This window comes from Paenibacillus sp. W4I10 (genome assembly GCF_030816325.1).
Taxonomy (GTDB): domain Bacteria; phylum Bacillota; class Bacilli; order Paenibacillales; family Paenibacillaceae; genus Paenibacillus; species Paenibacillus amylolyticus_B.
Genome location: NZ_JAUSXX010000001.1, coordinates 3,046,512 through 3,072,540 on the forward strand (window position 1 = coordinate 3,046,512; position 26,029 = coordinate 3,072,540).

Annotated in this window: 18 protein-coding genes; 3 read left to right on the forward strand and 15 right to left on the reverse strand. The window is 44.3% G+C overall.

Going from position 1 to position 26,029, the window contains the following annotated elements; translation table 11 throughout:
• Positions 1–125 precede the first annotated feature (125 nt).
• From QF049_RS13535 to QF049_RS13570, 8 genes are all read right to left on the reverse strand, one after another.
• Positions 126–617: a hypothetical protein gene (locus QF049_RS13535; protein ID WP_307538032.1), complete on the reverse strand. Its 492-nt coding sequence runs from the start codon at positions 615–617 to the stop codon at positions 126–128.
• Positions 618–751: 134 nt separating this feature from the next.
• Positions 752–2,182, reverse strand: a complete 1,431-nt coding sequence (locus QF049_RS13540) for an NAD(P)-binding domain-containing protein (RefSeq protein WP_307538034.1) — start codon at positions 2,180–2,182, stop codon at positions 752–754.
• A 321-nt stretch (positions 2,183–2,503) separates the two neighbouring features.
• Positions 2,504–2,743, reverse strand: coding sequence for a DUF896 domain-containing protein (locus QF049_RS13545; protein WP_076326982.1), 240 nt, complete (start codon positions 2,741–2,743; stop codon positions 2,504–2,506).
• A 234-nt stretch (positions 2,744–2,977) separates the two neighbouring features.
• A complete protein-coding gene (locus QF049_RS13550) occupies positions 2,978–3,931 on the reverse strand; it encodes an NAD-dependent epimerase/dehydratase family protein (RefSeq protein ID WP_307538037.1) in 954 nt (317 codons plus the stop codon).
• A 119-nt stretch (positions 3,932–4,050) separates the two neighbouring features.
• Positions 4,051–4,572 (reverse strand): TetR/AcrR family transcriptional regulator, encoded by a 522-nt coding sequence (locus QF049_RS13555; protein WP_105598084.1) that lies wholly within the window; start codon positions 4,570–4,572, stop codon positions 4,051–4,053.
• 234 nt (positions 4,573–4,806) lie between these two features.
• On the reverse strand, positions 4,807–5,619 hold the full coding sequence (locus QF049_RS13560) for a hypothetical protein (RefSeq protein ID WP_307538041.1): 813 nt from the start codon (positions 5,617–5,619) through the stop codon (positions 4,807–4,809).
• Entirely contained in the window at positions 5,616–6,599 is a 984-nt protein-coding gene (locus QF049_RS13565) for an ABC transporter substrate-binding protein (RefSeq protein WP_124113892.1), read from the reverse strand. Before QF049_RS13565 ends, QF049_RS13560 begins: the two co-directional genes overlap by 4 nt.
• A gap of 108 nt (positions 6,600–6,707) precedes the next feature.
• On the reverse strand, positions 6,708–8,309 hold the full coding sequence (locus QF049_RS13570; protein ID WP_307538044.1) for an AraC family transcriptional regulator: 1,602 nt from the start codon (positions 8,307–8,309) through the stop codon (positions 6,708–6,710).
• Between the two features lie 394 nt (positions 8,310–8,703).
• Here QF049_RS13570 and QF049_RS13575 point away from each other — a divergent pair, with 394 nt between their 5' ends.
• The 3 genes from QF049_RS13575 (at position 8,704) to QF049_RS13585 (ending at position 10,195) form a co-directional block, all read left to right on the forward strand.
• Positions 8,704–9,123, forward strand: coding sequence for a MarR family winged helix-turn-helix transcriptional regulator (locus QF049_RS13575; RefSeq protein ID WP_017689456.1), 420 nt, complete (start codon positions 8,704–8,706; stop codon positions 9,121–9,123).
• 27 nt (positions 9,124–9,150) lie between these two features.
• Positions 9,151–9,801 (forward strand): nitroreductase family protein, encoded by a 651-nt coding sequence (locus QF049_RS13580; RefSeq protein WP_307538046.1) that lies wholly within the window; start codon positions 9,151–9,153, stop codon positions 9,799–9,801.
• Between the two features lie 97 nt (positions 9,802–9,898).
• Positions 9,899–10,195, forward strand: coding sequence for a putative quinol monooxygenase (locus tag QF049_RS13585; RefSeq protein WP_307538049.1), 297 nt, complete (start codon positions 9,899–9,901; stop codon positions 10,193–10,195).
• Between the two features lie 212 nt (positions 10,196–10,407).
• Here the strand turns inward: QF049_RS13585 and QF049_RS13590 are convergent, their stop codons facing one another.
• The 7 genes from QF049_RS13590 to QF049_RS13620 all read right to left on the reverse strand — a co-directional run bounded on the left by QF049_RS13590 (position 10,408) and on the right by QF049_RS13620 (position 25,788).
• Positions 10,408–11,328, reverse strand: coding sequence for an NAD(P)-dependent alcohol dehydrogenase (locus QF049_RS13590; protein ID WP_307538052.1), 921 nt, complete (start codon positions 11,326–11,328; stop codon positions 10,408–10,410).
• Between the two features lie 91 nt (positions 11,329–11,419).
• Positions 11,420–14,110: a winged helix-turn-helix domain-containing protein gene (locus QF049_RS13595; RefSeq protein ID WP_307538054.1), complete on the reverse strand. Its 2,691-nt coding sequence runs from the start codon at positions 14,108–14,110 to the stop codon at positions 11,420–11,422.
• Positions 14,111–14,302: 192 nt separating this feature from the next.
• Positions 14,303–15,652 (reverse strand): FAD-binding oxidoreductase, encoded by a 1,350-nt coding sequence (locus tag QF049_RS13600; protein WP_307538056.1) that lies wholly within the window; start codon positions 15,650–15,652, stop codon positions 14,303–14,305.
• A 204-nt stretch (positions 15,653–15,856) separates the two neighbouring features.
• On the reverse strand, positions 15,857–16,372 hold the full coding sequence (locus QF049_RS13605; RefSeq protein ID WP_150365545.1) for a MarR family winged helix-turn-helix transcriptional regulator: 516 nt from the start codon (positions 16,370–16,372) through the stop codon (positions 15,857–15,859).
• Between the two features lie 47 nt (positions 16,373–16,419).
• Positions 16,420–17,229: an alpha/beta hydrolase gene (locus QF049_RS13610; RefSeq protein ID WP_307538058.1), complete on the reverse strand. Its 810-nt coding sequence runs from the start codon at positions 17,227–17,229 to the stop codon at positions 16,420–16,422.
• 278 nt (positions 17,230–17,507) lie between these two features.
• Positions 17,508–22,526: an immunoglobulin-like domain-containing protein gene (locus QF049_RS13615; protein ID WP_307538060.1), complete on the reverse strand. Its 5,019-nt coding sequence runs from the start codon at positions 22,524–22,526 to the stop codon at positions 17,508–17,510.
• The gene (locus QF049_RS13620) at positions 22,462–25,788 is read right to left on the reverse strand and encodes an immunoglobulin-like domain-containing protein (protein WP_307538062.1); all 3,327 of its coding nucleotides are present in this window, start codon (positions 25,786–25,788) and stop codon (positions 22,462–22,464) included. The genes QF049_RS13615 and QF049_RS13620 overlap by 65 nt, the downstream gene beginning before the upstream one ends.
• Positions 25,789–26,029: the final 241 nt, after the last annotated feature.

A 26,029-nucleotide genomic window follows, 5' to 3' on the forward strand; every position in this document is an offset into this window, starting at 1 on the left:
GACTTACCTCATGTTCTTAAAGTTGGAATTTCGTGCCCTTCGTGTCTCCATTAAAAATCCTGCAGCTTCCAGCGCTTGATGCGCGGCGCTGCAGGATTTTGCTTATCATGAAACCTTTATGGCGTTTATGACTCTACAACCATTCCATCCGGTTTGGGTTTAAGCCATTTTCCATCTTCATTAATAAAAGCCCCCTTGAAGCGGCCCATCTCCAATTGTTCAATCAGCCTCTCCTCGTCCATGACCAGAATCTCAGCGAGCTGCCCCGAGGTGTAATAATGAGCGGGATTGTAATCGAGCAGTACAGGAACAGACGTATCATATAGTTCTTTGATCAGATTCTCAAAGGAATGCCGACCCAGGTTCTCCATATCTCTATAAAATTGCAAATGTTGGGACACCATATTACGGAAAGATTTATTCTCCAGATGCAACCACAACGTATTGCAGGCCTGAACACTCATATGATTTTGTTCCACATCGTAAAATTGAACTTCTTCAATCTTCATGTATTTCTCTTGAAATGCAACGATCTTAATCAAAGGTACATTTCGTTTACGTGACGCTTTCTTCAAATGGGCTCTAAATTGTTCATAGTTCATTTTTATTTCATTCATCTATTATCCCTGCCTTTAACATGTTCCAACCGACATTTTACAACAATTTAAAGGCAAGTGTAACCTTCATCATATGAAAAACAAAAAAACGTGCAGCATCAGATGCCACACGTTCGCAATATTATGGAGTGCAATTACTCAGCGAGGGCACCACTTTTCACCCATGTAGCCGTAAATTCCTGTTCTTCATACGCATAGAATTGCTGCAAAATAATCTCCCGATCATCGAGGAACAATTGATCCGCTATGGCAGTGACCAGTTTGGGCACCGCACTCTTGGTCCCCGATATTGCCGATGCCGACAGACCGCAGCTGGCAAGTGCAGAGTAATTAAATACAAACAGTCCGTGCAACGGTTTCTTACCTTGTTCACTCCTGCTAGTCATCGCAAACCCGGAACTCAGATACGGATGTGCGTCCAGCAATGCATTGCGATGCTCTGGCGGAGCCTGGTAACAGTCCTCCCAGCGCGCGATGTATGGCTCCACAAGCTTCAGTTCAGGACGGAGTGCCGGATCACTGAGCAAACCTGTGCTAATAATTAGAAAATCAAACGTAAATGCTCCCTTTGCCGTGTGAACAATCGCGCCTTGCTCCGTCGCTTCCACACTCAGCCATGGAGCGTTCAGATGCAACTCGAAACCAGGCCAGGCTGCCGCACGATTAAACGTATCATTGGTTGGCGGTTGATTGAATTTGAAGAAATGAGAGATCACTTCATATTTATCAGCAACCGGAAGAGCGTGGTATCGCTCAATCATACCGGATTGTTCCATCTGACGAATAGGATTAACACTAGGCAACTGTTCCCGCCGTACAAATACATGGGCTTCCGCCACACCCGTGGTAAGGGCATAGCTCGCATTATCGAATGCAGAAGCGCCGCCGCCAAGCACAGCAACCCTTTTACCTTTTAACCGATCAAAATCAATCGCTTCCGACGTATGGGCATACCGATCCCGAGGTAATCTATCCGCAATCATGGATGGCACATGCCACTCTCCACCACCTTGTATTCCAGTAGCAAACACTACTTTGCGAGCAAGTATAACATCCATCTGAGTTCCTGCCTTGTTCACATGAAGTCGATGTATTCCGTCCTCTATTGGCTCAACCAGCGTCAATTTCACTTCATTAAGCACAGGCAGCTTCAGCACTTTCCGATACCAGCGTAAATAATCCATCCAGTCTCCACGCGGGATCTTGTCTACCTCTTCCCAACCTTCGGGCCCAACCTGTGCTTCCCACCACGAGCGAAAGGTTAACGAGGGGATACCCAGATCGATGGAAGTCAGATGCTTTGGTGTGCGCAAAGTAACCATACGTGCATAAGTCTCCCAAGGTCCTTCAAGCCCTGCTGCATTCTCGTCAATGACGACAATATTGGAGATCCGTTCACGAAGAAGGCCAAATGCCGCCCCTAATCCACTCTGTCCTCCACCCACAATGACGACATCATAGACATGACCATCCGCATGTTCTCTTGGACGTACCCAGTTCGCGCCACCAAATGACAAATAAGCCAGATCATTCTTCACACGTTCATTCAAAGCCTCCAGACTCATGATTCATCAACCCTTTCGAGATACATATATGAACTAGCCTTTCTTTAATTATTTGATGTAAGTTTGTTGTTAGTTATTTTGAGAGTAATTGTACTTTTTGTTTGTTTTTCTGAAATATATTAGCGTTATTATATGAGTTATCGGGGATGAATTGAAGTTGGCGGCAGCTTTATTGTCATCAACACTAAAAATATCTAACATGCTTGTTAATTCGCACGAATCCCTAATTGGATTATTGATACAGTTCCTGCTGAACGGATGATTTGCAGAAAAAAAAAGACAGACCAAGATGTAACCTTGGTCTGTCTTATTAAAGGAATGCTATTGGCCGGCTTGTTCACGGCGCTGCAATTTTTCATTGGTTAATTTCTCAGGGGTCACATCATGACCCAGCGGGTCCACAACGGATACTGCCAGCATGGTTGTCAGTACCTGACCTCGAATAGCCTGCAAATATTGTTTTCTAAGCTCGTGCTGCTCGCTTTTTTCTGCTTTTGTCAAACCGACGCTGCTGCGTTGTTTTCGACTTAATTCGTTAATGCGTCCCAAAATAGGAATCATGAAATCCACCTCACTTGTTAGTCCACTTTCCAGAAGATATTTCGAATATCTTCAAACTAACTTATTACAACTTTACGAATTTGTCCATAGGCGCAATCCATTGAGAAGTGTTTAGGTGATCTCATGCACAGACCACACGATGCCATTCGTAGCACCACTGCTATTCGATAAGCCTATGAAGTCCCTGAAATTAGTGATCAATCAATTACTTTTCTCTAAAAAATATATTCCCCTCTACTCCCCCTGCAACTCCTTAATCGTCAATGCAATTCCTTCTTCAAAAGATGTTGCCACAACCGGGCCAATCCGTTCCTCATACTTCTGTCTACTCAAGATCAGGGGTTCCTCGGTCAGATATAACATTTCTACAATTTCTTTCATAACGGGTACACCTAGTCCAATCAACGACAACCCTATTTTTCCTAACGCCATCACAGGTTTGCTTCTTCCCGCAGCCTTCTGTGCCAATCGCACGATGTCATGACCCGAGATGATCCCCGATCCAGGGATGTTCCAATTCTGTCCATACGTCATCTCTCTGCTAGCCAGCTCCACCACCATGACTGCAGCATCCGGTAAATAGATGTACTCTCTGGGTACCTTCATATTTCCGATAAAAAAAGCCATCTTACTTTTTGCTATCGCTTCAAGGGTTGAACCCAGATAGGAAGCTTGATTTGCCGTTGGGCCATAATAGTCTGGCAAGCGAACAATCATCACCTGAGCTCTGTTCCATCTTGTACTGAATAACATCTGTTCATAGGCAAGTCGTGTCTTGCCTTTGCGGGTATGTGGCTCTTTCGGATGTTCTTCGGTTACTTCCTTCATTTGTCTTCTACCATAAGGGTAGATTCCGTCTATTACAACCACGTTCAGACCCAAGTGTTCTGCCGCCGCCATCACGGATTCGCCCAGCGGAATTAGCCTGCTTTCCATCTCGTTATACGAGACATTCGCACAATGAAACATGACATCCGTTTCTAGGGAAGCAGCGATAATATCATCCGACCGAAATGCATCTCCCACTGCGATTTGCAGGTGATCTGGAGATCCCAACTTTACCACAAGTTGCTCCAGTTTTTGACGGGATCGCCCAAATGCAATTGTAAAAATACCCCGTCTAATCAATTCTTCCGTAATTGCTGCACCTGTTCCACCTGTGGCTCCAATAACAATAGCTCTTTTCATCGTAGATCGACCTCTTTCATCCATTTAGTTATTGATCAATTACTTACCTGAAAACAATATAAACCATATTTAGTGATTGATCAATAACTAAAATTCAAAAAGGGATTTTTCCTCCCTCTCTATCGCTCCTTCAGCTCCGGCATATCCAGTGCATTAGATACATTACACAACATCCCGATTGCCAGAAAAATCATGGTTCTTTTTAGCGGTTCAGCAATTCCTGCAACGGTGAAAGCTTCCAGTACCATGCTTCGTACATCACTAATGCCTTTTTGCATGGCCTGACGAATGACTTCCTCCCTGATCGTTTGCGCCTGCATCTGAAGCAAGATTTCGCTCTTGTGCGATTCCAGAATCTTATCGTAGGCTTCAATTAGATCATGTTCCAACTGATCTGGCGTCGCCGTCTCAACCACAATTCGAAACGAATCAATCACCCGTGTCCATGAGACCTCAATTGCAGTTAATAATAAAGCTTCTTTTGTTTTGAAAAAACGAAATATATACGGCTGTGAGATCTGTGCCCGTTCAGCCACCTGAGCTGTAGTCGCACGATAATAGCCAATTTCCGCGAAGACGTCAATTGCTGCAGAGATAATATCATTTCGCCGGTTAACCGACGCTGCTGTATCTTTAGCCATGATAATTCGTCCTCCAATAGTTAGTGATTAATTGATCAATAGCTTGTAGTATAACGAATACTATCCCTCAATGCAAAGGTATCGTGACCCTGACAAAGCCAACAAACCCGCAGACGCTGGCTCAAGCCGCTGCAGGTTGTGTAGCTTGTTGATCCTAGATTCTACCCACTGGAAACCGAAGGGAACATGGATTGTCTGAAACAGATTCGTACCATGCAGTACAAGAGTGTCTGTTCACTGCTGGAGAAGATTGCGCAATCGGGATTCCGAATCCAGCTTCGGACAACTATTACAATATGCATGTGCGTGACTGCCGCTCCCAACCTGATATGCCAAACAACAATATCGGCGTATCAGGAACGGCGGTCCCTGCCACTTGGGGTGATCAAAGCGATGCAGCTCGAAGGCAAATGTAAATGCATTTTCATTTTGTTCGTCAAGCCATATGCTTTGATCTTCCTTGATCTGTTCAAGCCGTTGATCCGTCTTCCATATGCTCTGATCATTGATCATTCGTTCATACAATTGTTGCACATTATGGGCAACTAGAGACCACATCACCTTATCGCTCGCTCCTGTACTAACGGCTACTGCTCGCAGAACAGGTTCCAGATGTAACAGCATTCTCTTCTTGAGCAAGCCGCTCTCTGATCTGCGCTGAACAGGGTCTCCACCCTCCAGAAAGGAGCTCTTCAGCCGAGTCTCATATCGCATGCCACCTGTTCCATTCAATTCAAACCGCACATCATCGTCTGCAATGCTAAGTATAGTATCGTATAGACTGAATGCTGAGATTACGGACATAACGAATACGGAGTAACGCTTGGCAAAAAGTGTACCGACGGCCACACTTCCTTTGCCTCCCAGTTGAAGCCCTTGCTGCATAGCCTGTTCACGCAATATCAAGTTTCGTTTCTCTTCATTCAGCAGATCCTTCACACGGAAAGGATACTTGGAATCATCGCAGTCCACTTGGATCGTCGTCACAAAAAATTGCTGTAACGCTCCCGACATCTCTGAATAATCATGTCTTGGATAACGTCTCATCTATTAATCATGTCTTCAACTTCGTTGATAATCTCGCTTCGCCCAATTGCTCCCCAGCCCTTAAACAACCAGAACGAATCTGTCGTATAGACCTGATCTGCACCAACAGCCGGTACTCCCTTCCAGAGTGAGCTTGCATTGATGTTGTTTAAATACTCATCGGCATTTGGGTCAATCTCCAGAACTACGAAATCAGCATCCACATCTGCAATTTTCTCCATGGACAGGTCCTCACGTTGTTCGGCAGGTGTCACAGTCGTTGGCACAAATCCAAGATCATGATACAAAAGTGTGTTGGTTGGATGTCCTTTTGCCGCGTAAATTTGCAAGGTCTTCTCTCTTACACGCAGATAAGCCAACTTTTTTTGATCCAGTTGTTCGATCTTCGCTTTTAGTTGCTTCGCCTGCTGCTCTACCTCGGCTATCTTTTCTTTTGCCAGATCCACTTTGTTGTACATCCCGGCAATGGTCAACAGATCCTGTGTCCAATATGTTGTATCATCAGCATAATCCAGCCATTCGGTACCAAGTACAATCGTCGGAGCGATTTTCTCCAACTGATCATACGTATTCTCCGCAGTTCGACTCTCAATAACGATGACATCCGGATCAATCTGAAGGATAGCCTCCAGGTTAGGACTGTCGGCCGATCCTACCGTTGGAACGCCGGCAAGCTGATCTGCAAAATAAGGCAAATAATCTCCTCCGTAACGAACTTCTACATTAACTCCTGCTGGTTTCTCACCAATCGTCAACATGTGATCGATGTAAGCAGCAGATAATACCACCATACGCTCTATTTTTTGCGGTACAACCGCTGTTCCTTTAAGATGCTCAATCGTTTGTGTACCACTCTCTTCCACAGGTGTATCCTGTTGCGGAGGCGTTGCTTCTGTTACTTCTGATGCCTTGCTACATGCCGTCAGGACGAGCACAAGCAGGGCCAACAGTATCATCGTTGCTGCTCTCTGTCTTACCATTTGTAGTAAATCCCCTCTACTATTTAATAATAATAATCATTATCACTATAGTAGGGAAAAGCATACAGGCTTACCATGGATTATTCCACTCTCTTCTCTTGCACAATATCACCGTAACGTAACCCCAAGTTGCTCTGCCACATATCGCATGGCCCACATGCGTCCGGTGGGACCCAGCGTTTTGAAGAAAATATCTCCTGCATTATATACATGGCCTTCTTGAACAGCCTTTAATGCCAACCAAGCACTGGATTGCTGTAATTGCCTCAGTTGAGCACTTGCCTCTCCTGTGGGATCGACCATTACAAACACATGATCCGCGTCGTATAACTGCAAATTGCAAACTTTACTCTCTACAGCCCACTGTTGTTCCGGAAAATCACGAGGCAAATAAAATCCCAGATCATCATACAATAAGGCCCCTGTCTGGTTGTTCAATCCATACATTCGGTAGAAATGAGAAGTCACCCGGATGAACATGGCACTCTGTTTCCCCCACCTCGATTGAATGCGTCCTCGAAGAACCCGGCTCAGTTCAGCATGTTGTTCAATCCACTGTACAGCCTGTTCGGTGCGACCCATAATGTCCGCCATATACAGAAGCCTCTCGCCAAAATGGTTGGTGTGCTCCAGCATGGTGGTAGGCGCGATACGATGCAGGGAGTCGTTTGGCTCCAAACGATTACTTGTAATGATCAGGTCCGGTTGGACTCGCCTCAAATCATCATAGTTCTGATTGAAGCTATCCAGGATAAGTCCCTGATGACTGTGTGCTTGAAGCGCAGGTATGGCAATATGACGAGCCACCCTCTGACCATAGGATAAAGCGGATACTGGCCTCAAACCGAGCGTTATCACATAATCGTCCAACCCGTAATATAAGGTGGCAATGCGATTCACTTTATTTTTCATATACAACGTTGGGGCGATTCCTTCGTTTTTCTTGAAGACTCTGCTGAAATAGTGCTCGTCCTTATAACCCACTTGCTCCGCAATTTCCTTGATTTTATCTGAAGAAAATAACAGCTGCTTGGCCTTTGCCATACGTAGTTTCAGTATATATTCAATTGGGGTCATATTTAATTGCCGTTTGAACGTTCTGATAAAATGGTTCACACTAAGCCCTGCCATGCGGGCCATCTGATCAATTCGAATGTCTTGCATATACTGATGCGTCATATATTCAAGTGCCAAATCCATCCCTGCTGCAGGGGGTGTCGCTTCATTCACGTGCATCATTAACTGAATCAACAACTGATGCAAAAGATGTTTCCTGTGCGTCTTTTCCAGACTCGTGATGGAGTACTTTCCACTCACTAGGGTATCCATCATCTCCTGAATATCACGTGTATTGGAAGGAACATTAAGTTTGCCCGTCACAGGGAGATCAAATGCCTCGGTATGCCAAGCATTCTTACGCCGGGTAAGTGTAACACAGGAAAATAAAATGATCTGATATCGGACAGGTGCTTCCGTATCCGTCTGAAACTCCACATGCATTCCTGGCTTCAATAAAAACCACTCGTCTTGAGACACGGTATGTACAATGTTATCCATAGACAAAGATCCCTTGCCAACGATGACCCTGCAAATGGCGAACCTTTTCCAGATCCGACGCTGTACAGCCCCCGGATTGCTAGAGTAATGGCAGACGTGGACAGCAGAGAAATGTAGTTGCTCCAGTTGTTTGATCCAATCATTTTCCTCCATTGCTCACGTCCCCTCCCTGTTCTGATCGAACCCTGTAATCGCCTGATTAAACCATATTTTTTGCCTTTCAGTTAATTATAGATAGATTGATAACAATTCTCAATAACATAAACAATCAATATTAACTTATACATTTGGGCACCCTATACGGACTGTAATGTATACGTAGCGGGAAAATAGCGCCAGCATCAGCAACATTTTCTAACCTGTTGCCAAATCATAAACGGCATGATATATTAATTGAGCCATCAATGATTGACGCATCAAATATTGATACATCAATGATCGAGAGCATCCAAATAATCATTAGGCAATGGCATTGTATACTGCAACATTAATCATTGGTTAACATACGCCGTTGTTCATGATTCAGATTCACCCGGGAGGTCTAGTCATGACACGTATTGTTTCCAAAGAAGAACAAATCATCAATCTGTTGAACGTGTTGGGTAACAAAATCAGTCCCAAGTTCGAACGCTGTACAGGTATCAGTTCCTCTCGCTTTGAAATTCTGCATGAGCTGGATCAGGTAGATGAGATTAACCAATCCATGCTGCAGAAAATCATTAACATTGATAGTGCTGCGATTACACGCCACTTAAAACAGCTTGAGGCGGATCTGATGGTTACAAGACGTAAGAACCCCGATGATAATCGGGTCACTTTTGTTCGTCTGACGGACCACGGTCGGAAGCAGATTGAAGGCTACAAAGCTGAGAAGACTAATTTTATCAACCAGATTTTACAGGATTTCAGTGAAGACGAAGTTCAGTCACTCGCCGATTTCCTGGAACGTATGCACAACAATTTCTAAACCCATATATAGAGGAGAGATCCATGCATGAGTACAATTCAAAGCAAATTCCAAAAAACCAATGATTTCAACGAAATTACCTACGGTCGCCGTTCTGTTAAGCTTTACGATCCTGAAGTGAAAATCAGCCGTGAAGAAATGACTGAAATTCTGTCAGAAGCTTCCCGTGCACCATCTTCGATCAATTTACAGCCTTGGCGTTTTCTGGTTGTAGATACAGCTGAAGGCAAAGAAAAGCTTGCGCCTCTTGCAAGATTCAATCAAAATCAGGTTTTGACTTCTGCCGCTGTTATTGGCGTATTCATTGATATGAACAACGTTGAATACATGGATGAGATTTTTGGTAAAGCTGTAGAACTTGGTTACATGCCACAAGACATTAAGGATATGCAGCTCAAAACCGTAATGCCTTATTACGAAAAGATGGCTCCTTCCGATCTTCGCGACGTTAACCTGATCGATGCTGGCCTTGCTTCCATGCAATTGATGCTTGCTGCACGTGCTCATGGTTATGACACCAACCCAATCGGTGGTTATGAGAAAGATCAAATTGCAGAAGCATTTGGCATGGACAAAGAGCGTTATCAACCCGTTATGTTGATCTCGATCGGTAAATCGGCCAAAGAAGGTCATCCTTCTTACCGTCTGCCTGTAGAAACCATCACAACTTGGGCATAATATCAGGGACGGTTTCCTTGTAAGTCACGATTATACTAGTCAATAAGCATACATTCTTAACACATTCCAAACAAACACAATATGGAGGTTATACATTATGATTATCATTCACGCTCATCTGCAAGTTAAACCGGATCAAGAGCAAGCATTCCTCGCAGCTGCGAAAGAACTGATTGCTGCTACACGTCAAGAAGAAGGTAACATCAGCTACGATTTGACAAAAAACACAGAACGCGAACAACAATACACGATGATCGAGCTTTGGAAAGATGAAGCTGCTACAGCTTCCCACAACACAAGCGCGCATTTCCAAGCTTTTGTTCAACAAGCAGCAGCATTCATGGCCGCTCCAATGAACGTTGAAGTATTTGCTGGAGAACAAGTTAAAGCTTAATAGCTCATTAACTGCCATGCGTATCTAACATGTGAAAAAACTGCTCTTGGTCATATGACCGAGGGCAGCTTTTTCATTCCTTTGAAAAGTAAGTTCACTTCAGATTCACAGTTACTTTGTGGCCTCGTGTATCTCATAAGGACTGTTTGCAATAGGTTGGCTAATTGTGCGACGTTAGGTTCCGTTCCAACTCAAAAAGGACACACTGCCAATTAATTCTCATGTTTGACCGAAATCACGACATTTCCCCTCTTTCGCCCTGTTTCCACATAACGATAAGCTTCCTGAATTTGCTCCAACGGATAACGTCTGTCAATCACCGCTTGCATCTCACCAGCCTCCATCAACTCTTTAAGAAGTATCAGATCCTTTGCAGTGACCCTTGCGATGCCTTGCCCCTCAACAGTGACATATGTGCCGTTAGGTGCCAATAGGTGCCGACACTGACCTTTGGAGACTTTGCCAACTGCATCCAATATCAGATCATACCGCTGACTTGTTTTTGTAAAGTCTTCCTTCATATAATCTATAACATGCTCGGCACCAAGTGACTTCGCGAACTCCACATTCGTTGTACTGCATACCCCCGTCACTTCTGCTCCAAAATATTTCGCAAGCTGTACAGCAGCAGTTCCTACGGCTCCCGAAGCTCCATAGATGAGCACTTTCATTCCCCGTTTAATGTTTCCTTTGCGCAGGAAATGTAAGGCCGTGGTTCCACCAAAAGGAATCGCTGCTGCTTCCTCATACGTTGCGTTAACTGGTTTCAGAGCAACTGGATCCTCTTCGGAGAGACATATATACTGAGCATGGGCACCAAAAGACAATCCATTGATGGCATACACCTGATCACCTAACTTAAATTGCTTTACTTCCTTGCCAATCGCCGTAACTTCTCCTGACAACTCTACGCCTAGGACCGAATTTCGAGGTTTTCGGAATCCCAAAAAAAGACGCATCGGTACCCAGTACAGAAACGGAACATTGGAACCACGAACTCTGCAGTCCCCGGATGTTACAGTTGTTGCATGTATTTTAATCTGAATCTCATGATCTTTGGGTGATGGCTTCGCTATGTCTTTAAGCTGCAACACATCTGGTGATCCATACTTTGTACATATGATAGCTCTCATATCTTTCCCTCCACATATTCCTGTTTGCCAACAGTATATCGGGAAGTGGGTTGGGCCCCTAGATACTAAAGTATCGTTCGTGAATAACAAGTTACAGGAGCTTCCATTCACGCGCTTTTGCCACTGCTTCGGTTCGTCGCTTCACCTGCATTTTGTCAAAAATAATCCGGTTATGTCCTTTCACGGTAGGCAGTGCAATATGAAGTATCTCACTAATCTCCCGATTAGACCTCCCTTGTGCAATGAGATGTAATACCTCCAGCTCGCGCGCACTTAACGGGTCAATCGGTAATTTGGAAACGCAAGGATGTATGTTGGACTCTTCCACAACAATTTCCCTTCTAATATTCTCAGCTTCATCAAATGCAGCCAGTAATTGAAGCAGATATAAATGTGAGTCACCGCGTGCTGTTATCCTCTTCAAAAGGCTGTGCACAACAACACCTTCGTCTACAAATACACGAATGAAGCCTGCTGGCTCTGCCATCGTCATGGCCTCAGTCAGGAACTCGATAGCTTGTGTTCTATTTCCATGTTCCTCATGGATAGCCGCCAGAAGGATTGTTGCCTTGAGCTGTTCATCCTTGAAGCCTTTGGTTATGGCCAAGCGAAGACAGGATTCCATAATACCACGTGCCTTCAAGGTGTTCCCCTGCTTCAGCAATACTCTGGCCTGACTAAGCGCATGATTTCTGTCCCATGATAATCGCATTGCTTTTTTCAGATCGCCCTGACGAAGGAGCACAAGAACGTATGCAGCAGTAATATCAGGGATCGCCTTTGTAAAATTTAACCGTTGGGCCGTTTCGTTGATTCTATCTAACATGATAGCGGCTTTATGAAGATCCGCCTTCGCAAGCGTCACTCGGGCGAGCCATAACTCACTTGCAACAACCCTGTCCGTTTGGACAAATTGATGTGCCAACTGCACACTCTGTTGAGCGTGCAACATCGCCACATCAAGGTTATTCCATTCATAATGAACTCGCGCCAGACCCAAATGGGCTTCACAAGCAATGGGTAGCGGTGGCTTACCTGCCATATGTACCACCTGCTGATAGGCTTCAGTCGCCAGGTGTAGCTGATTGTTGAATTCCTGCATATTCCCCACGCCCAGTGTCGCCATCATCGTGATGATATGATGTCCGATCCTGGTACTGTTCGATAATGATTCCTCGTAGGACAATTCGGCTTCCACACGTTTTCCCTGAAGCTGATATGCATATCCTAATGTCCAAGCTGTTGCTGCACGAATGGGCAGATTATGAGGATGCAAATATTTGAGTGCTCGAAGTGACTCCGTAATAATCGTATCCGCATCGTGCCGGCTGACAGCCAGCGTGGCTCGGATGGAAGCGATATGTCCGATGAGATCAGAATTGATCTTTTCAGGTTCCATATTTTGTAACGCTTGTTCAGCAGACTGCAATTTAGGTTCCACGTCTATCATATGTCCTGATACTAATAACGCAGCCGCATGCATCACCCATAGGGAAGGTATTGAATCCATTTCTGCTGAGGATAGTGAATTCAACCATTGCAAGGCAGGAACAGCACCCCCGCGAAAAAGAAGTGGCATACCTTTACCTTCCAACAGATCCGATGCCCGATGAGTATCTGCCGCAGCTACAGCATGATTGAAAGCCTCCAGCTCCATTTGATGCTTCTCATACCAGAAGCTCGCTCGCTTATGTATCTCAGTAACAGACAGATCGGTCTCAGCTGTGCCGGCGTAATTTGAATTCTGGTGTACTCTTTTACGCAATAAATCTGCAAACAGATGATGGTAACGATACCATCGCCTCTCATTATCCAGGGGAACGATGAAAAGATTGGCTTGCTCCAGCCACTCCAACATGTCCTGTCCGGTAAAATCAACGGATTCATGTTCCTTTGGTTCACCTATATCAAAGATCGCATCACACAATGAACCGCATAATCGATCCAACATGCACGTTTTCAACAAAAAGTTCTGTACCTGTTCGGTTAGACCTTGTAATATTTCTTCCATTAGATAGTCCAGTACAAATGGGTCCCTGCCACTGAACGTTTCCATAAAGTAATTCGGATCAGAAGAACCCTGCATGGATAAGGCGGCTAATTGCAACCCGGCAACCCAGCCTTCTGTTCGCTTTTCAAGGAGAGCAACATGTTCCTCTGAAAGTTTCAATCCCATGACCCGATCCAAAAACTCACTGCTTTCGGCAGAAGTAAAACGCAGATCACTACCACGTAATTCAATCAATTCCCCCTTTGCCCGCAGTCGAGCCAAAGGTAACTTGGGTTGCTGACGCGTAGTCATGACGATATGCATATGCGGGGGTATGTGCCTCAGTAAGTAGACAAGTGCTTGATTGATAACTTCTGAAGTCATGAGATGATAATCATCCAGAACAAGCACAAAATGATCGGATACATCAGAAATTTCATTCAGGAGATATGTAATTATAGTCTCAACAGGTGGCGGGTCCGAAGTTTGAACAAATCCTACGATGCCTTCTGCAAGTTTGGGGAAAATCGTCTGTAACGAAGCACATAGATATGTCAAAAAGCACGAAAGATCGTTATCCGCTTCTTCCAGCGAGAGCCAAGCCGTAGGTATTGAAGAAGACTTAACCCATTGATTAACTAGTAGGGTTTTGCCTGATCCGGCAGGAGCAGAGACCAGTATGAGTTTGGCGTACATTCCCTTGTCCAAACGGACAATCAGGCGTGGACGATCGACTACATGGGAGCGCTGAACTGGAATGGATAATTTCGTGAATAAGATCGGTACATACATGAGCCATACCTCCATTCAAGGATCACCAACAGCAACTGTATTGTTTCAAATATCGTTTTGGCATCTATACTACCATAAAAATCAAAAAGACACGCCATAAAAGACGTGTCTTTACTGTTATTAGTATGAGTACTTAGATGAATTCAACTTCTGATTAACACAAGCTGCTGATAAAAATAAATGGCTCTACCTTTACGCTCTACGAGCTGGCGTAATACTTTGTGGATTGTTAAACACATTTTTCGGGTCATACTTGGCTTTGACTCTCCGCAGTCTGGCATAGTTGGCTCCATAATACACTAAACCGGAATTTTTGATCCCTTGATCCGGAACATTGATATAGGAACCGACAATGTATGGTTGCAATTTCTTGCGAGTATTACGAGCGAGTGCAATATTTTTAGCGGCATGGGATGGTTTGATCCACGTACTGGTCCATTCCACATAGAACTTCTCTTTTCGCCAGAAAAACGCGGTTGATCTAGGCGATTTGCGACTTACTGCTCCGCCCCAGTTGAGGAAATAGAAACCGCCTGGTCCCTCTTCCAAGTTCTCCAAAAATGCGCGCATCGATTTGATGGCTTTATCGGGAAATGGTTTTTGTCCAAAACCGGATGAGAACTGGTTACTGTACCTTTGCGTTTCAATCGGATCAGGAAGCAATAAAAACTTCACAACTTCCGTGTAAGGTAACAATCGAACAATGGAACTTGACGGTGTGCCAACACTCGTAATCGGCTGTAATAGACGGAGTGCCTCTGTTTTTGACCCTAGGAACAGCCCCTCCATGACGACATTGCCACCCTTTTTGGGTCCGATGGATAACTCGCTGCCCAATCTTGTATCAACAGAGGGAGCCCACCTCTGCCATACTTTGAGCACCTTTTCGAATTGAGCCCATGGCCAGGTGATTTTAAATACAGTCGCCTTCGCTGGAGCACGGCGCACTTTGAATTTGTAGCGGGTATATACTCCGAAGTTACCACCGCCGCCTCCCCGCGAGGCCCAAAAGAGATCTGCATTATGATTTTTATTGGCCCGAATCACTTTTCCTTTGGCGTCTACCATCTCTACCTCAAGCAAGTTATCACTGATGAGACCGATGGTACGCTGGAGAGGCCCAATTCCCCCACCTAATGTAATTCCACCGATCCCTACAGTAGGGCTGTCACCAAAAGGAGCTATGAAACCTTGCTTGGCAAGGGTATTCGCAATTCTTCCCACTCGGTTTCCTGTTCCAACAACAACCGTTCCATTTTTTTTATCAAGCTTGATGGAATTAAGATCACTCACATCAATCACAATTCCGCCGTTAACCTGTGAAAGGTTGACTTCAAGCGCATGTCTGCCACTCCGCGGCCTGATCGGCACATCATTCTCACGAGCCCATCGGATGGCATTGGAGACATCTTTTGTTTTCTGAGCAAAAACAAAAACTTTAGGAAATCTGTCCGTATGCGGGTCCCAGTTTTTTCGGGCGGCCTCATATCCCGGATCTCCTTTATAAATAACCCGTCCGGTAAGCTTTGTTGATGATTTCACACGTCCCACTCCCTGCTGAATAATTGTCCTACAGCCTCTGCTGCATCAAGCACTTTATACTGTATGACGGACATTCGCGGAGGGAATGGGCTGGTGCCCTTAATTTCAAGGTTCGTGTTTCAGAGCAAGCAAAAAGGAATTTTCCTTTCCGGCCACAGAACAGCCCTGAGAAAAATCCCTTTTATCTCGAAACTAGTCGCTGCCCTAATCGGAATCAATTCTGATTAACTTGCGCGCTTCCTGTTCCTTTTCACCATACCAGACGAGCACGTCGGCAAACAGATCCATGATGCGAACAAAGTTCTGCTTATCCGCTTCTGAAATCTGATCTGCATACTTGAAAATCTCATCAAAGCAAAGCTCCCTTACAAATTCGGTATACTTCGCATATACCTCGCGACCTTTCGTCGAAGGTTTGACGTATATGTCTTTGCGATTGCCGCTTAAATGAAATTTTTCGAGCAGACCTTTTTCCGTCAGATTCTTCACGTTCTTGGAAAATGTACTGCGGCTTACGCCCAGGCGTGCGGCCATTTCCGACATCTTCTCTTCTTTGTCCTCGGCTTCCAGAATGTATTCCAGCGTCTGAATCTGTGAAGCCGAGAACATCATGTCTGTACCATAACTTCGCTGCAGCTTATAGGTGTTCGAGTACGCATTACCGTATTTGATAATTTTCTCAATCAGTTCCCGATGGTCGCCCATCCAATCTAATTTCATGGATAATCCCTTTCATCATTCAGATTCTCTCTCTTACTCTACTGAAATCAGATCCGTTTTTCAATCCATGCAATCGCTTCTTCAATAACGTCATCACGGGTTGGTTCATTAAATATCTCATGCATCAGATGAGCATAAATTTTGAGTGTTTTATCGGTTGAAGCGATATCTCCGTAAAAATCACGAGAATCCTTTTCGCTGACCAGCCCGTCATTCGCCCCATGCAGAACAAGTACGGGATCTATAAACTGCTCAGCGTTCTCCTTCAGCCATGTTATGCCATTTCCCAGACTGTTAAACAAATCTACAGAGATTTGCTTTTCAACTAGTGGGTCATTCGCGTAAGCGGATACAACTGCGGGATCACTACATACGCCGCTGCCCAGCTCATTCGGGAAAAACGTGCCTGTAGGCAGATCCATCGGCAATTCTCCCGCAACTTTTGTATTGTAACGAGTGAGCGCTCCGGATAACACGATACCTTTAACCTTGCCTGGATATTTCGTTCCAAAAGACGAGGTTGCGAAGCCGCCCATGCTATGTCCGATAACAAACAGCGGAAGATCGCCGCTCTCTTGCAACGCAGTCTCCACCACAACGTTGACATCCTCTATGATCTGGTGAAAATCACTGTAGAACGTACGCTGTCCTTCGGATCTGGCATGACCGCGATGGTCAAACCGATATACGTTAAACCCACGCTGACTCAGCTTCTCTGTCACATAATCATAGCGACCGGTATGTTCCGCTAATCCGTGCACAATAACGACAGCGGCTTTGGCATTTTCCACTGTATCCTTGCTGAAATAAAGCTGTGTGCCGTCAAAGGATTGAATTGTTGTCTCGATTTTAGTCATCTTTTCCCCGTCCTTTTTGTGATGTCCAAGCTTAAGCTCCGAGAGTTCATTTCCTCCGCCCCACCATGGACACGCTTATTAATTTTATTTTTCTTGAAAAAATAATATTGTTTCTTGCAGAAACAATATATCATCCGACATGGCTGTTGTCTACAGCAATTTTAAAGCGCTTTCAAAAAAAACCACTGATTAAACAGACAATAAAGTGGACGGAACAAGTTCTTCCGCCCAACTTTATTATCTGATTGAATCAATAGAACTCCCTATACTTAACGTGTCTACATCAAACCCAACAAATTATAGATCATCACTGCTGCTTCTGCACGGCTAGCACTCTTCTTTGGTGCAAACTCATCGTTACCTACACCGTTTATTATGCCTGCTCCTCGTATTGCCTCTACCGCTTGCTTCGCATAACTTGCGATGTTTGCTTCATCCTTGAAGGCTGTAGCTTCACCACTTGCTAACGCTAGTTGCTTCATTTGGATCGCCTTGTATACCATAACCGCCATATCTTCTCGTGTAATGTTCTCATGAACTCCAAATCTTCCATTTGGTTTTCCGTTCACAATCCCCAGCTTCTGCGCGGTTGCGATATTTCCATGGTACCATTCTCCTTGCTTCACATCACTAAAACTTGTCGTTGCGCTCTCATCCGATAACTCCAACATATTCATCAGCATGGTGATGAATTCTGCTCTTGTTACTTGACCCTTCGGATTAAACTCGCCGTCGCCTACACCCTTCACAATGCCTCTTGCTCCCAATCCCGAGATCGCATCCTTCGCCCAGTCTTGGGTCACATCCTTAAAGCTCGTTGCAACATACGCTACCGTATACTTGCTTGGATACGTTGGCTTGAACTCTACTTTTCCTGTCACTGCATTGTATTTACCGTTCGTCACCACTCTTAGCTCTCCGTTGTCCTTCACATCGTATACGATGACGTTGTTTGGATTTTCGGCAGCTTTTAGGGTGTATGGCAATGCAATCACGAGATCATCTCTGCCATCAAACGCTGTAAGCTTCTTACCATCAATCGTTAACACGATATCGTATACGATCTCACCGTTCAGCTGAGCTTGTGCACTAGCTGACAATTGATTAGCTGTTATTTTCTTAATCGACAATCCTAACGTTTTCCCCGCACTTGCTCCTGTTCCGAGCAGTTTGGTTGCCACGGTTACGACTGCAGAGCCTGTGTTGATCTCGATGCGATCTACCGTAGAAGATCCATTTGTTAAGCGCGCATCTACTGCCAGCTCAATCGTTAGCCCGTTCAAGGTTTGATCACCTTCAACTCGCACCTGTAGCTTACTGCCTGTTGTTTGATCAAGCGCACGCTTCACTGTATCTGCACTTAACTTCACGTTAGAAGCACCGTTCTCACTTGCGATTGGCTTAATGTTTATTTGACCGTTGTCCATGACTACTGGCTCACTTCCACCTGTAGCTTGCGGTACTGTAGGTGCAGGGATATTACCGCCACCATTTCCATCACCACTGCTTGGTGCTCGTGGTGTTCCTGATACCACAACCCCTGCGGATTCATTTCCTGCTGCGGTTACCGTAGTAATGCGGAATTCATAACGCGTACCATTCGCAAGTCCTGTGACTTCATAACTGCTAGTCGCATGATTCAGCGTTACTGTCTTAAACTCTGTATTTCCAAGACCTGTAATCTTAATGGCAACCAGATCGCTGTCTGCAGGATTACTCCATTTCAAAGTCAGCTTCTGATTACCTGCTGTTACACTTGGTCTTGTCACTTCTCCTGGTGCAGTCGGTTCAACCGATGGTGTTACCGTTACCGTAGCGCTGGATGATAACCCACCATCTACTGTAGTTACTGTAATGCTTGCTGTTCCTGGTGCCACAGCTGTTACTTGACCTGTCGCACTTACAGTGGCTACAGCTGGATTGTTAGAGCTCCAGGTTACTGCTTTTTTCGTTGCATTAGCTGGTAATACGGTAGCTGTCAATTGCCCTGATTGACCTTCTACGATGGACAACGTCGTTTTGTCCAAGCTAATTCCGCTAACGGGTACGTTCTTCCCACTGAGTGCATCATACTCACTTTGTGTAATGGGAATTACCGTTCCGTGACGCGGACTAGCGGGTAAGTTGTAGTTAGAAGATAATGACCAGACACCTGATGCAAGATTGGTTGTCTCGAATGGAACATAACCTCTTCCGCCAAACTCATCCACGAATAAATACCATTTTTCATCTGTATTTGATTTGAAGATCGTTGGACCCTCAACCCATTTCATGTTACCCACACCTTGATTAATCATCTTGAAGGCTGGATCCAAGATCGAGTTACCAACCTCTTGGAAGACCATCTTGCCAAATGGAGCAGCAGTTCCGTTGTCTTGCTCATCCTTCGTAAAACGATACACTTTTCCATCATGCTCAATCATCGTTGTGTCAATGATGGAATATCCATAATCCAAATATACTTTCGGTTCAGTAAACGTATAGAAATCTCTTGTCTTGCTATACATCATTTTTTGATATGCACTGCCTGTATGGGATGCATCATCAAACATTCTTGAAGCCCAGAATACGATATATTCACCAGTTGTTTTGTCGTACATAATTTCTGGTGCCCATGTATTACCCGCTTCTTCCGGTGCAACCTCTACCATGCGTTGATCTGTCCAGTTGACCAGATCATTCGATTCCCACACCATAATGGAACGACTGCCCCATGTCTGTGCTCTGCCCCAGTTACCATTGCCGTTAATTTTCAGATCGGTAGCGATCATGTAGAACTTGTCACCTTCAGGCGAACGAACAATGAATGGATCACGTACTCCCTTCTCCCCTAAGGTAGAGGTCAATACAGGTTTACCATTATTCAATTCTCGCCAGTTCAATGGATCATTACCGTTACTTAGTGCAAAGTGAACTTGCTCGCCTGTTGAGCTACCTTCTCCAGTGAAATATGTGAAGAAGTATCCCGCATATTTTTCATCAGCAGGCCGTTCCTTCACCTTCGCCATAAATTCCTTTGTAGTGGATGCTGAATTTAATGTAATCGTAGCTGTAAGCTTCACGTCTACATCTCCACTACCGTACGCCGGACGTTGTACTTCACCAGTCACTGAAACGACGTTTGGTTGAGCAGAAGCCCAAGTAACCGTTGTTCCATACAGTCCAGATTCCGGTAATGAGAGATGACCTCTAACATCACTAATGTTATGAACGACTAGTGCTGCTTTTGCTTCATTTACAGAAGTGGCATCGCTTGGCAATGCCTTAACCATCAACGTAAAGGTTTTGTGAGCTGTCTCTGTACCATCTGTAAATACTGCTGTTAATGTTACAACTTGATCGCCCGTTGCGTTAGCTGGTCTGGTTACGGCACCTTTAGTTGAGATGACATTCCCCTTATCTGAAGTCCAGCTTATTGTTGTGCCATAAGCACCTGATGTTGGCAACGTTACATTGCTTATAATCGCATCTTTTGATGCATTAGAAGCAAGAAGATCATTAATCGTTAATTTCTCTGTTGCAGCCGATACAAGCATGCCCTCCATCAAAGCAATCTTCTGATCTGCATGAGCCTTAAGTGATGTAATGTCTGCCGCAGTCATAGCACCGTCATAGATTTGGAAGTCTGCAATCAACCCGCCGAAGTATGGATCAGCTGTATAGAATGACTTACCGATATATCCACTACTGCCTGAAGTATTTTTAATTTGTTCTAGTGTCATTCCATTCGTTGAGCCTGATGCAACAACAACACCATCGATATAAAGCGTTAGTGTACCATTCGTGCCTGAAACAACAGTCGTAACTACTTTCCATTCATTATTCTTTAAGCCCGTGGTAGAAGTTGAAGACTCGTTATTCCAAGCATTCGTCGCGATACCTAGGCGAGCTAGACCGTTAGCGTTATAACGTGGTGTGAAATACGTATAGTGCGTATTATTGTTTGGTCTTCCTAATGCATATAACCACTCCGCAGCGTTTTTACCGCTCCAGTTCACAATGGATGAAACGGTGATATCCGTTAATCCATCGAGAACTCCTTGTGGAAGTTCTACATAAGAGTTAGTTGTGCCACCAGTGAAGCTTAGTACACCAGCATCTTGTGTACTAATCCATTCTGCTTTAGACGGATTCATCCATTTTCCGTTAAAGTTTCCTGTTTGGTCAATAACCTTCGCACCATCGATATCATTCATATCGTAGTGGAGAATGAGTTCTGCCCCAGACGGCTGCTCTACTGGAGGAGTAACGTCATCATTAGCTAAAGTTGCAATCTCTTCAACAGATAATGCACGATTATAAATACGGAAATCATCCAGTTTACCATCAAATAGATTATGAGAGCTGTTTCTCGATTTACCAATATAATTCATCGTTGTTTCCAGTAACATTCTCGGTTCCACGTTAAATGTCGAGCTGCGTTTAACCTCTTGACCATTCATGTACAAAACGGCATCAAATTCATCCATTGTAATAGCAACATGCTGCCAAGTCTTCGTTGGTAATAGTCCAGCATTTCTCACTGCATATTTATAATCTAATCCTAGTTTCGTGCTGTCATTGCTAAATTTCTCTGTAAAAGGGGTTACGACAGCGAACTCCAGACTACCTGTATCCCCTTGTGTACTCAAGTACATGGTGTTGCGGTTAACCTGTCTGCCTGTTTCGGAAGCAAAATCAAATATTCTTTGATTGGCCTGATTTTTGTCCATTTGAACCCATGTAGAGAACGTAGCCTTCTCCAGATTCAAGGATTGAATCAAGTGATCTGGCAGCTTCACATATTCTGTTGATCCATTAAGCTCTAATGCACCACCCGTTTTACCGATGCGATCCTCTTCATTAATCGTTGCTCCACCTACGAGTGTTGCGTGATGACCATTACCAGAAATGTCATTCAACGTTGTACCATTCACTGTATTTGCATCAAATGAGTAATGTACAACCGGGTCTGTTGATGGTTCTGGACCTTTCCATGCATACTTCTCTTGCAAAGCATCATACTCCGCACGTGAGATTGGAATCACCGTTCCGTGTCGTGGTCCTGGCGGAAGTGCATATTGATCACTACTTAACACATTGTTTATATATTGCGTGCTACTGTCCAGATCTGTTGTATAACGTACATGATATGGCCATGAATCAAGGAACAGATACCATTTGTCTTCATGAATATCCTTAAATATCGTTTGTCCTTCGTTGTTTCCACTTTTCCCGATCAAGCCAAGTTTATTATCCCGCTGTCCCTGGAACAGCGTTGTATTGAAGGCCATTTGCTGCAATACCGTCCTTGTCATAATAGAACGTTGGTGCCTTCTCCACATACACTTTCGTATTCACTTCTGATTTGGTGAAACGATACAACATCTGATCATGCTCAATAAACATTGTATCAATGGTTGGAAGTGACTCATCAATCATGACCTTTGGCTCTGAAAAGTTGTAGAAATCTCGTGTTGTTGCGTAGTACATCACATTATACTGACCTTCTGGTCTTCCGTTATAATCACCATATGTCTCTGTGTTTTTCATCGATGATGCCCAGAATACAATATACTCTCCAGTTACCGGATCATAGATCGCTTCTGGCGCCCACGTATTTCCTCCCGTTTTAGGAGCCACCTTGATCATTCGCTGCTCGCTCCAGTTCACGAGATCCTCTGACTCCCAAACCATCATGTAATGACTGCCTGTCATTTGAGCTTGATCGAAATTTGTACTTTCACCCATTTTCAAATCGGTTGCCAGCATATAGAACTTATCACCTTCTGCTGACCGAATAACGAATGGATCACGAAGTCCCTTTTCCCCCATATTCGATTGCAGGATCGACTTTCCATTATTCAGCGCTTTCCAGAACAATGGATCTTCGGCTGTAGCGAAGGAGATCTCTTCACCGCCCTCATATTCACCTGTAAAGTACGCAAAGAAGTACGCATCGGGCTTTACTGGCGCAGCTGCTTTTTTAATTGTAACGTTAAACGTTAGCTCTTTAGAAGCTGTACCATTCGTAATAGTAGCCATTAGCGTAACGGGTATATCCGTAGCTTGACGGCTCACCCAGCCTAATTGTGTAGCGTTACCAGCCGCTTCAGCCGTTCCTTTAACAATCGCCGGCCTGCTGGATGTCCATGTAATGGTGGAGCCTTGTTCACCTGTAGTGACAAGACGTAAGTTCCCTTTAACATTGTCCGCATTGTAGATCTCTAATTGTTCAGCGTCCAGATCAACCTTCTGCTGATCATCGAATTGCTTCAAGATCGTAACAGGGAATACAGCAGTTGTAGATACGCCTTGATACGTTAAAGTAGCCGTAAGCTCTGCTTGAACATCACCTGCTTGAACAGCCGGACGTTGCACAGCGCCACTGTTAGAAATGACAGTAGGATGACTAGAACTCCAAGTGATGTTTACGCCATTTTTACCACTTGTTGGTAAATTAACGTTTCTCGTTATCTTGTCAGCACTCTGATCTGCCTCGTCTAAGTAATGACCGATGTCAAGTTGATTCGCTGCATCATCAACAGTGAGCTGACGTATTTTGGAGATGTGAGTTGCTGCTTCTTGTTGATATAATTCGCTCATTTCTTGCTCCGTCAACGCACGATCATATACTTGGAAATCAGCCATGCTACCTTGAAGATATGGATCGTTGGCGAAGATGGACTTACCGATAAAGCCAGAGAACGTAGCATCCGGATTAATAATGTCTGACAGCTTTAGTCCCTTCGTATTACCTGAAGCAACCTTAGCTCCATCCACGAATAATGTCATCTTGTTGCTAGCTTCGGAGAAGGAAACTGTTACATGCTTCCACTGTCCACCGATCAGGTTGGAGTTTGCGCTACCTGTAACTAATGCTTCGTTCGGCCAGCCATTTTTAGATATACCTGTAGCAATCATATTGCCTGATCCACTACCGTGACGTGGGGTTACAAAAAAATATTTGTTCGTTTCAGGCGTTAACACCGTACCCAAACCAAAAATCCAGCGATTCGTACCATCATTCGTCCAGTTTACGATGGAAGATACGGTAATTTCATTCAGACCTTGTAATAAATCTAGTCCATTGGAGCCCTTAGGAATCTCAACATATCCACTGTTCGATGTAGAGCTTCCACCATTGAAGGAAATAAAGCCAACTTCACTATTTGAAATGAATTGTCCATTGTTTGGATTTTTAAATACCCCGTCGAATGTAACTTCCTTGTTGGCAACATCCTTTAGTACGAGTTGACCGTCTACTTCTGCAGTCGTTTTCATGTCGTAATGAAGAAGCAGATCATCTTTTAGCAACTTTTCTTGAACGGTAATATCCGATGCAGCTACATACTCTCCATCCTCAGTCTGTACCGTAATGGTGGCAGTACCTCCACTAACCGCTGTTACTTTCCCCGTTGAATTAACAATTGCTACACCAGAGTCACTAGATGTCCAGATGACTCTTTTATTGGTTGAATTTGAAGGTGAAATCGTAGCCAGTAATGTCTCGCTGTCCCCCACGGATAAACGAAGTGTAGATTCATTAAGCGAAACACCTTTAACGGCAATCTGCTGAGTAGAGTCATCCTTAGGTGGTAAGGTAACCACGAACTCCTTCGTTGCCTGGCTTCCACCTAAAGAAATGGTTGCAGTTAACGTCACTTGTTGCTCCATTTCTCGTAAGAACACTTCCCCGGTTGGACTAATCGCACTTTCATCACTGGAAGTCCATGATATCAATGCGCCATACTTATTGGCAGAAGGAAGTTCAAGAGATTCTGTCACGGCAGATACATCACCTAACGTTAGCTCTAATTTGCCTTGTTGTACTTGCTTTTCATTAAATGATTGTTCATATACTTCAGCGATATATTCACTACTTAGTGCCTCTCCGTAAATTCTTAAATCTTGAAAGCTACCTGCAAAAGTAGCATCCCCTAGATAATTGGAGCGACCGAGGTAAGCTTGCAAATCCGTACCAAAGCTTGCTGTTGTTTTCTCTTTGGCGGCCGTGCCGATACTTACACCGTTAATGTAACCTGTAATAGAGCGTTCTGTAATGACCGTTGTATAGTGAACCCATTGACCTTCGTACTGTGACGTAGAAGTGCCTGATACTCCTACCTCTGTCGTCCAAGGCTGGTCAATATTATTGCGATCCGTAAATACGGACTTAAAATCACCACTTGGATTCGATGGATTAAACAGCCAATAGTTCGTTGGTAATTTATTTTCAGCTGCTGGCGTACCGTAGAATAATGCTGCGTAATTCCCGCTTCCCGTGTTACTTTTGATCCATACAGAAATCGTTGTATTTTCTTGATGATCGAACAAGCCCGTAGGAAGCTGCACGTAGTTCGTGTTACTATCTGTTCCTCCAGGTAGAGTAAGACCATCGGCATACGTAATGTTGCCTACAGCCGTTCCATGTTTGCCATTACCGGATGTATCCTGTACATCCTCAAGCAGTGGATAATGTGCCAACATCTTTGGTGTTATGGGGTCCGCTGAAGCTTGATTGTTAAATGGCAGAACAAGACTCAAACAGTTACTGAAGGTCAATAGTAAAGCTAACATTATGATTGAAATCCGCTTTAGCATAGCATTCTTCCCCTCGTTTAATATTCAAAAGCACGTAATCCTTATTCCAGCTTTAGAACAAGACCAACTCGTTCAAGGAGTTAAAGAAACACCCTCAAATGAATGCGCTTACATTTCTTCTCATATTACGTCTTCCACCATTCCAATTCAATGTAGTTTCTTGTTAATAAGGTGGATTTTTTTATTGCAATTTGAAATGAATGCAGACTGCAACACC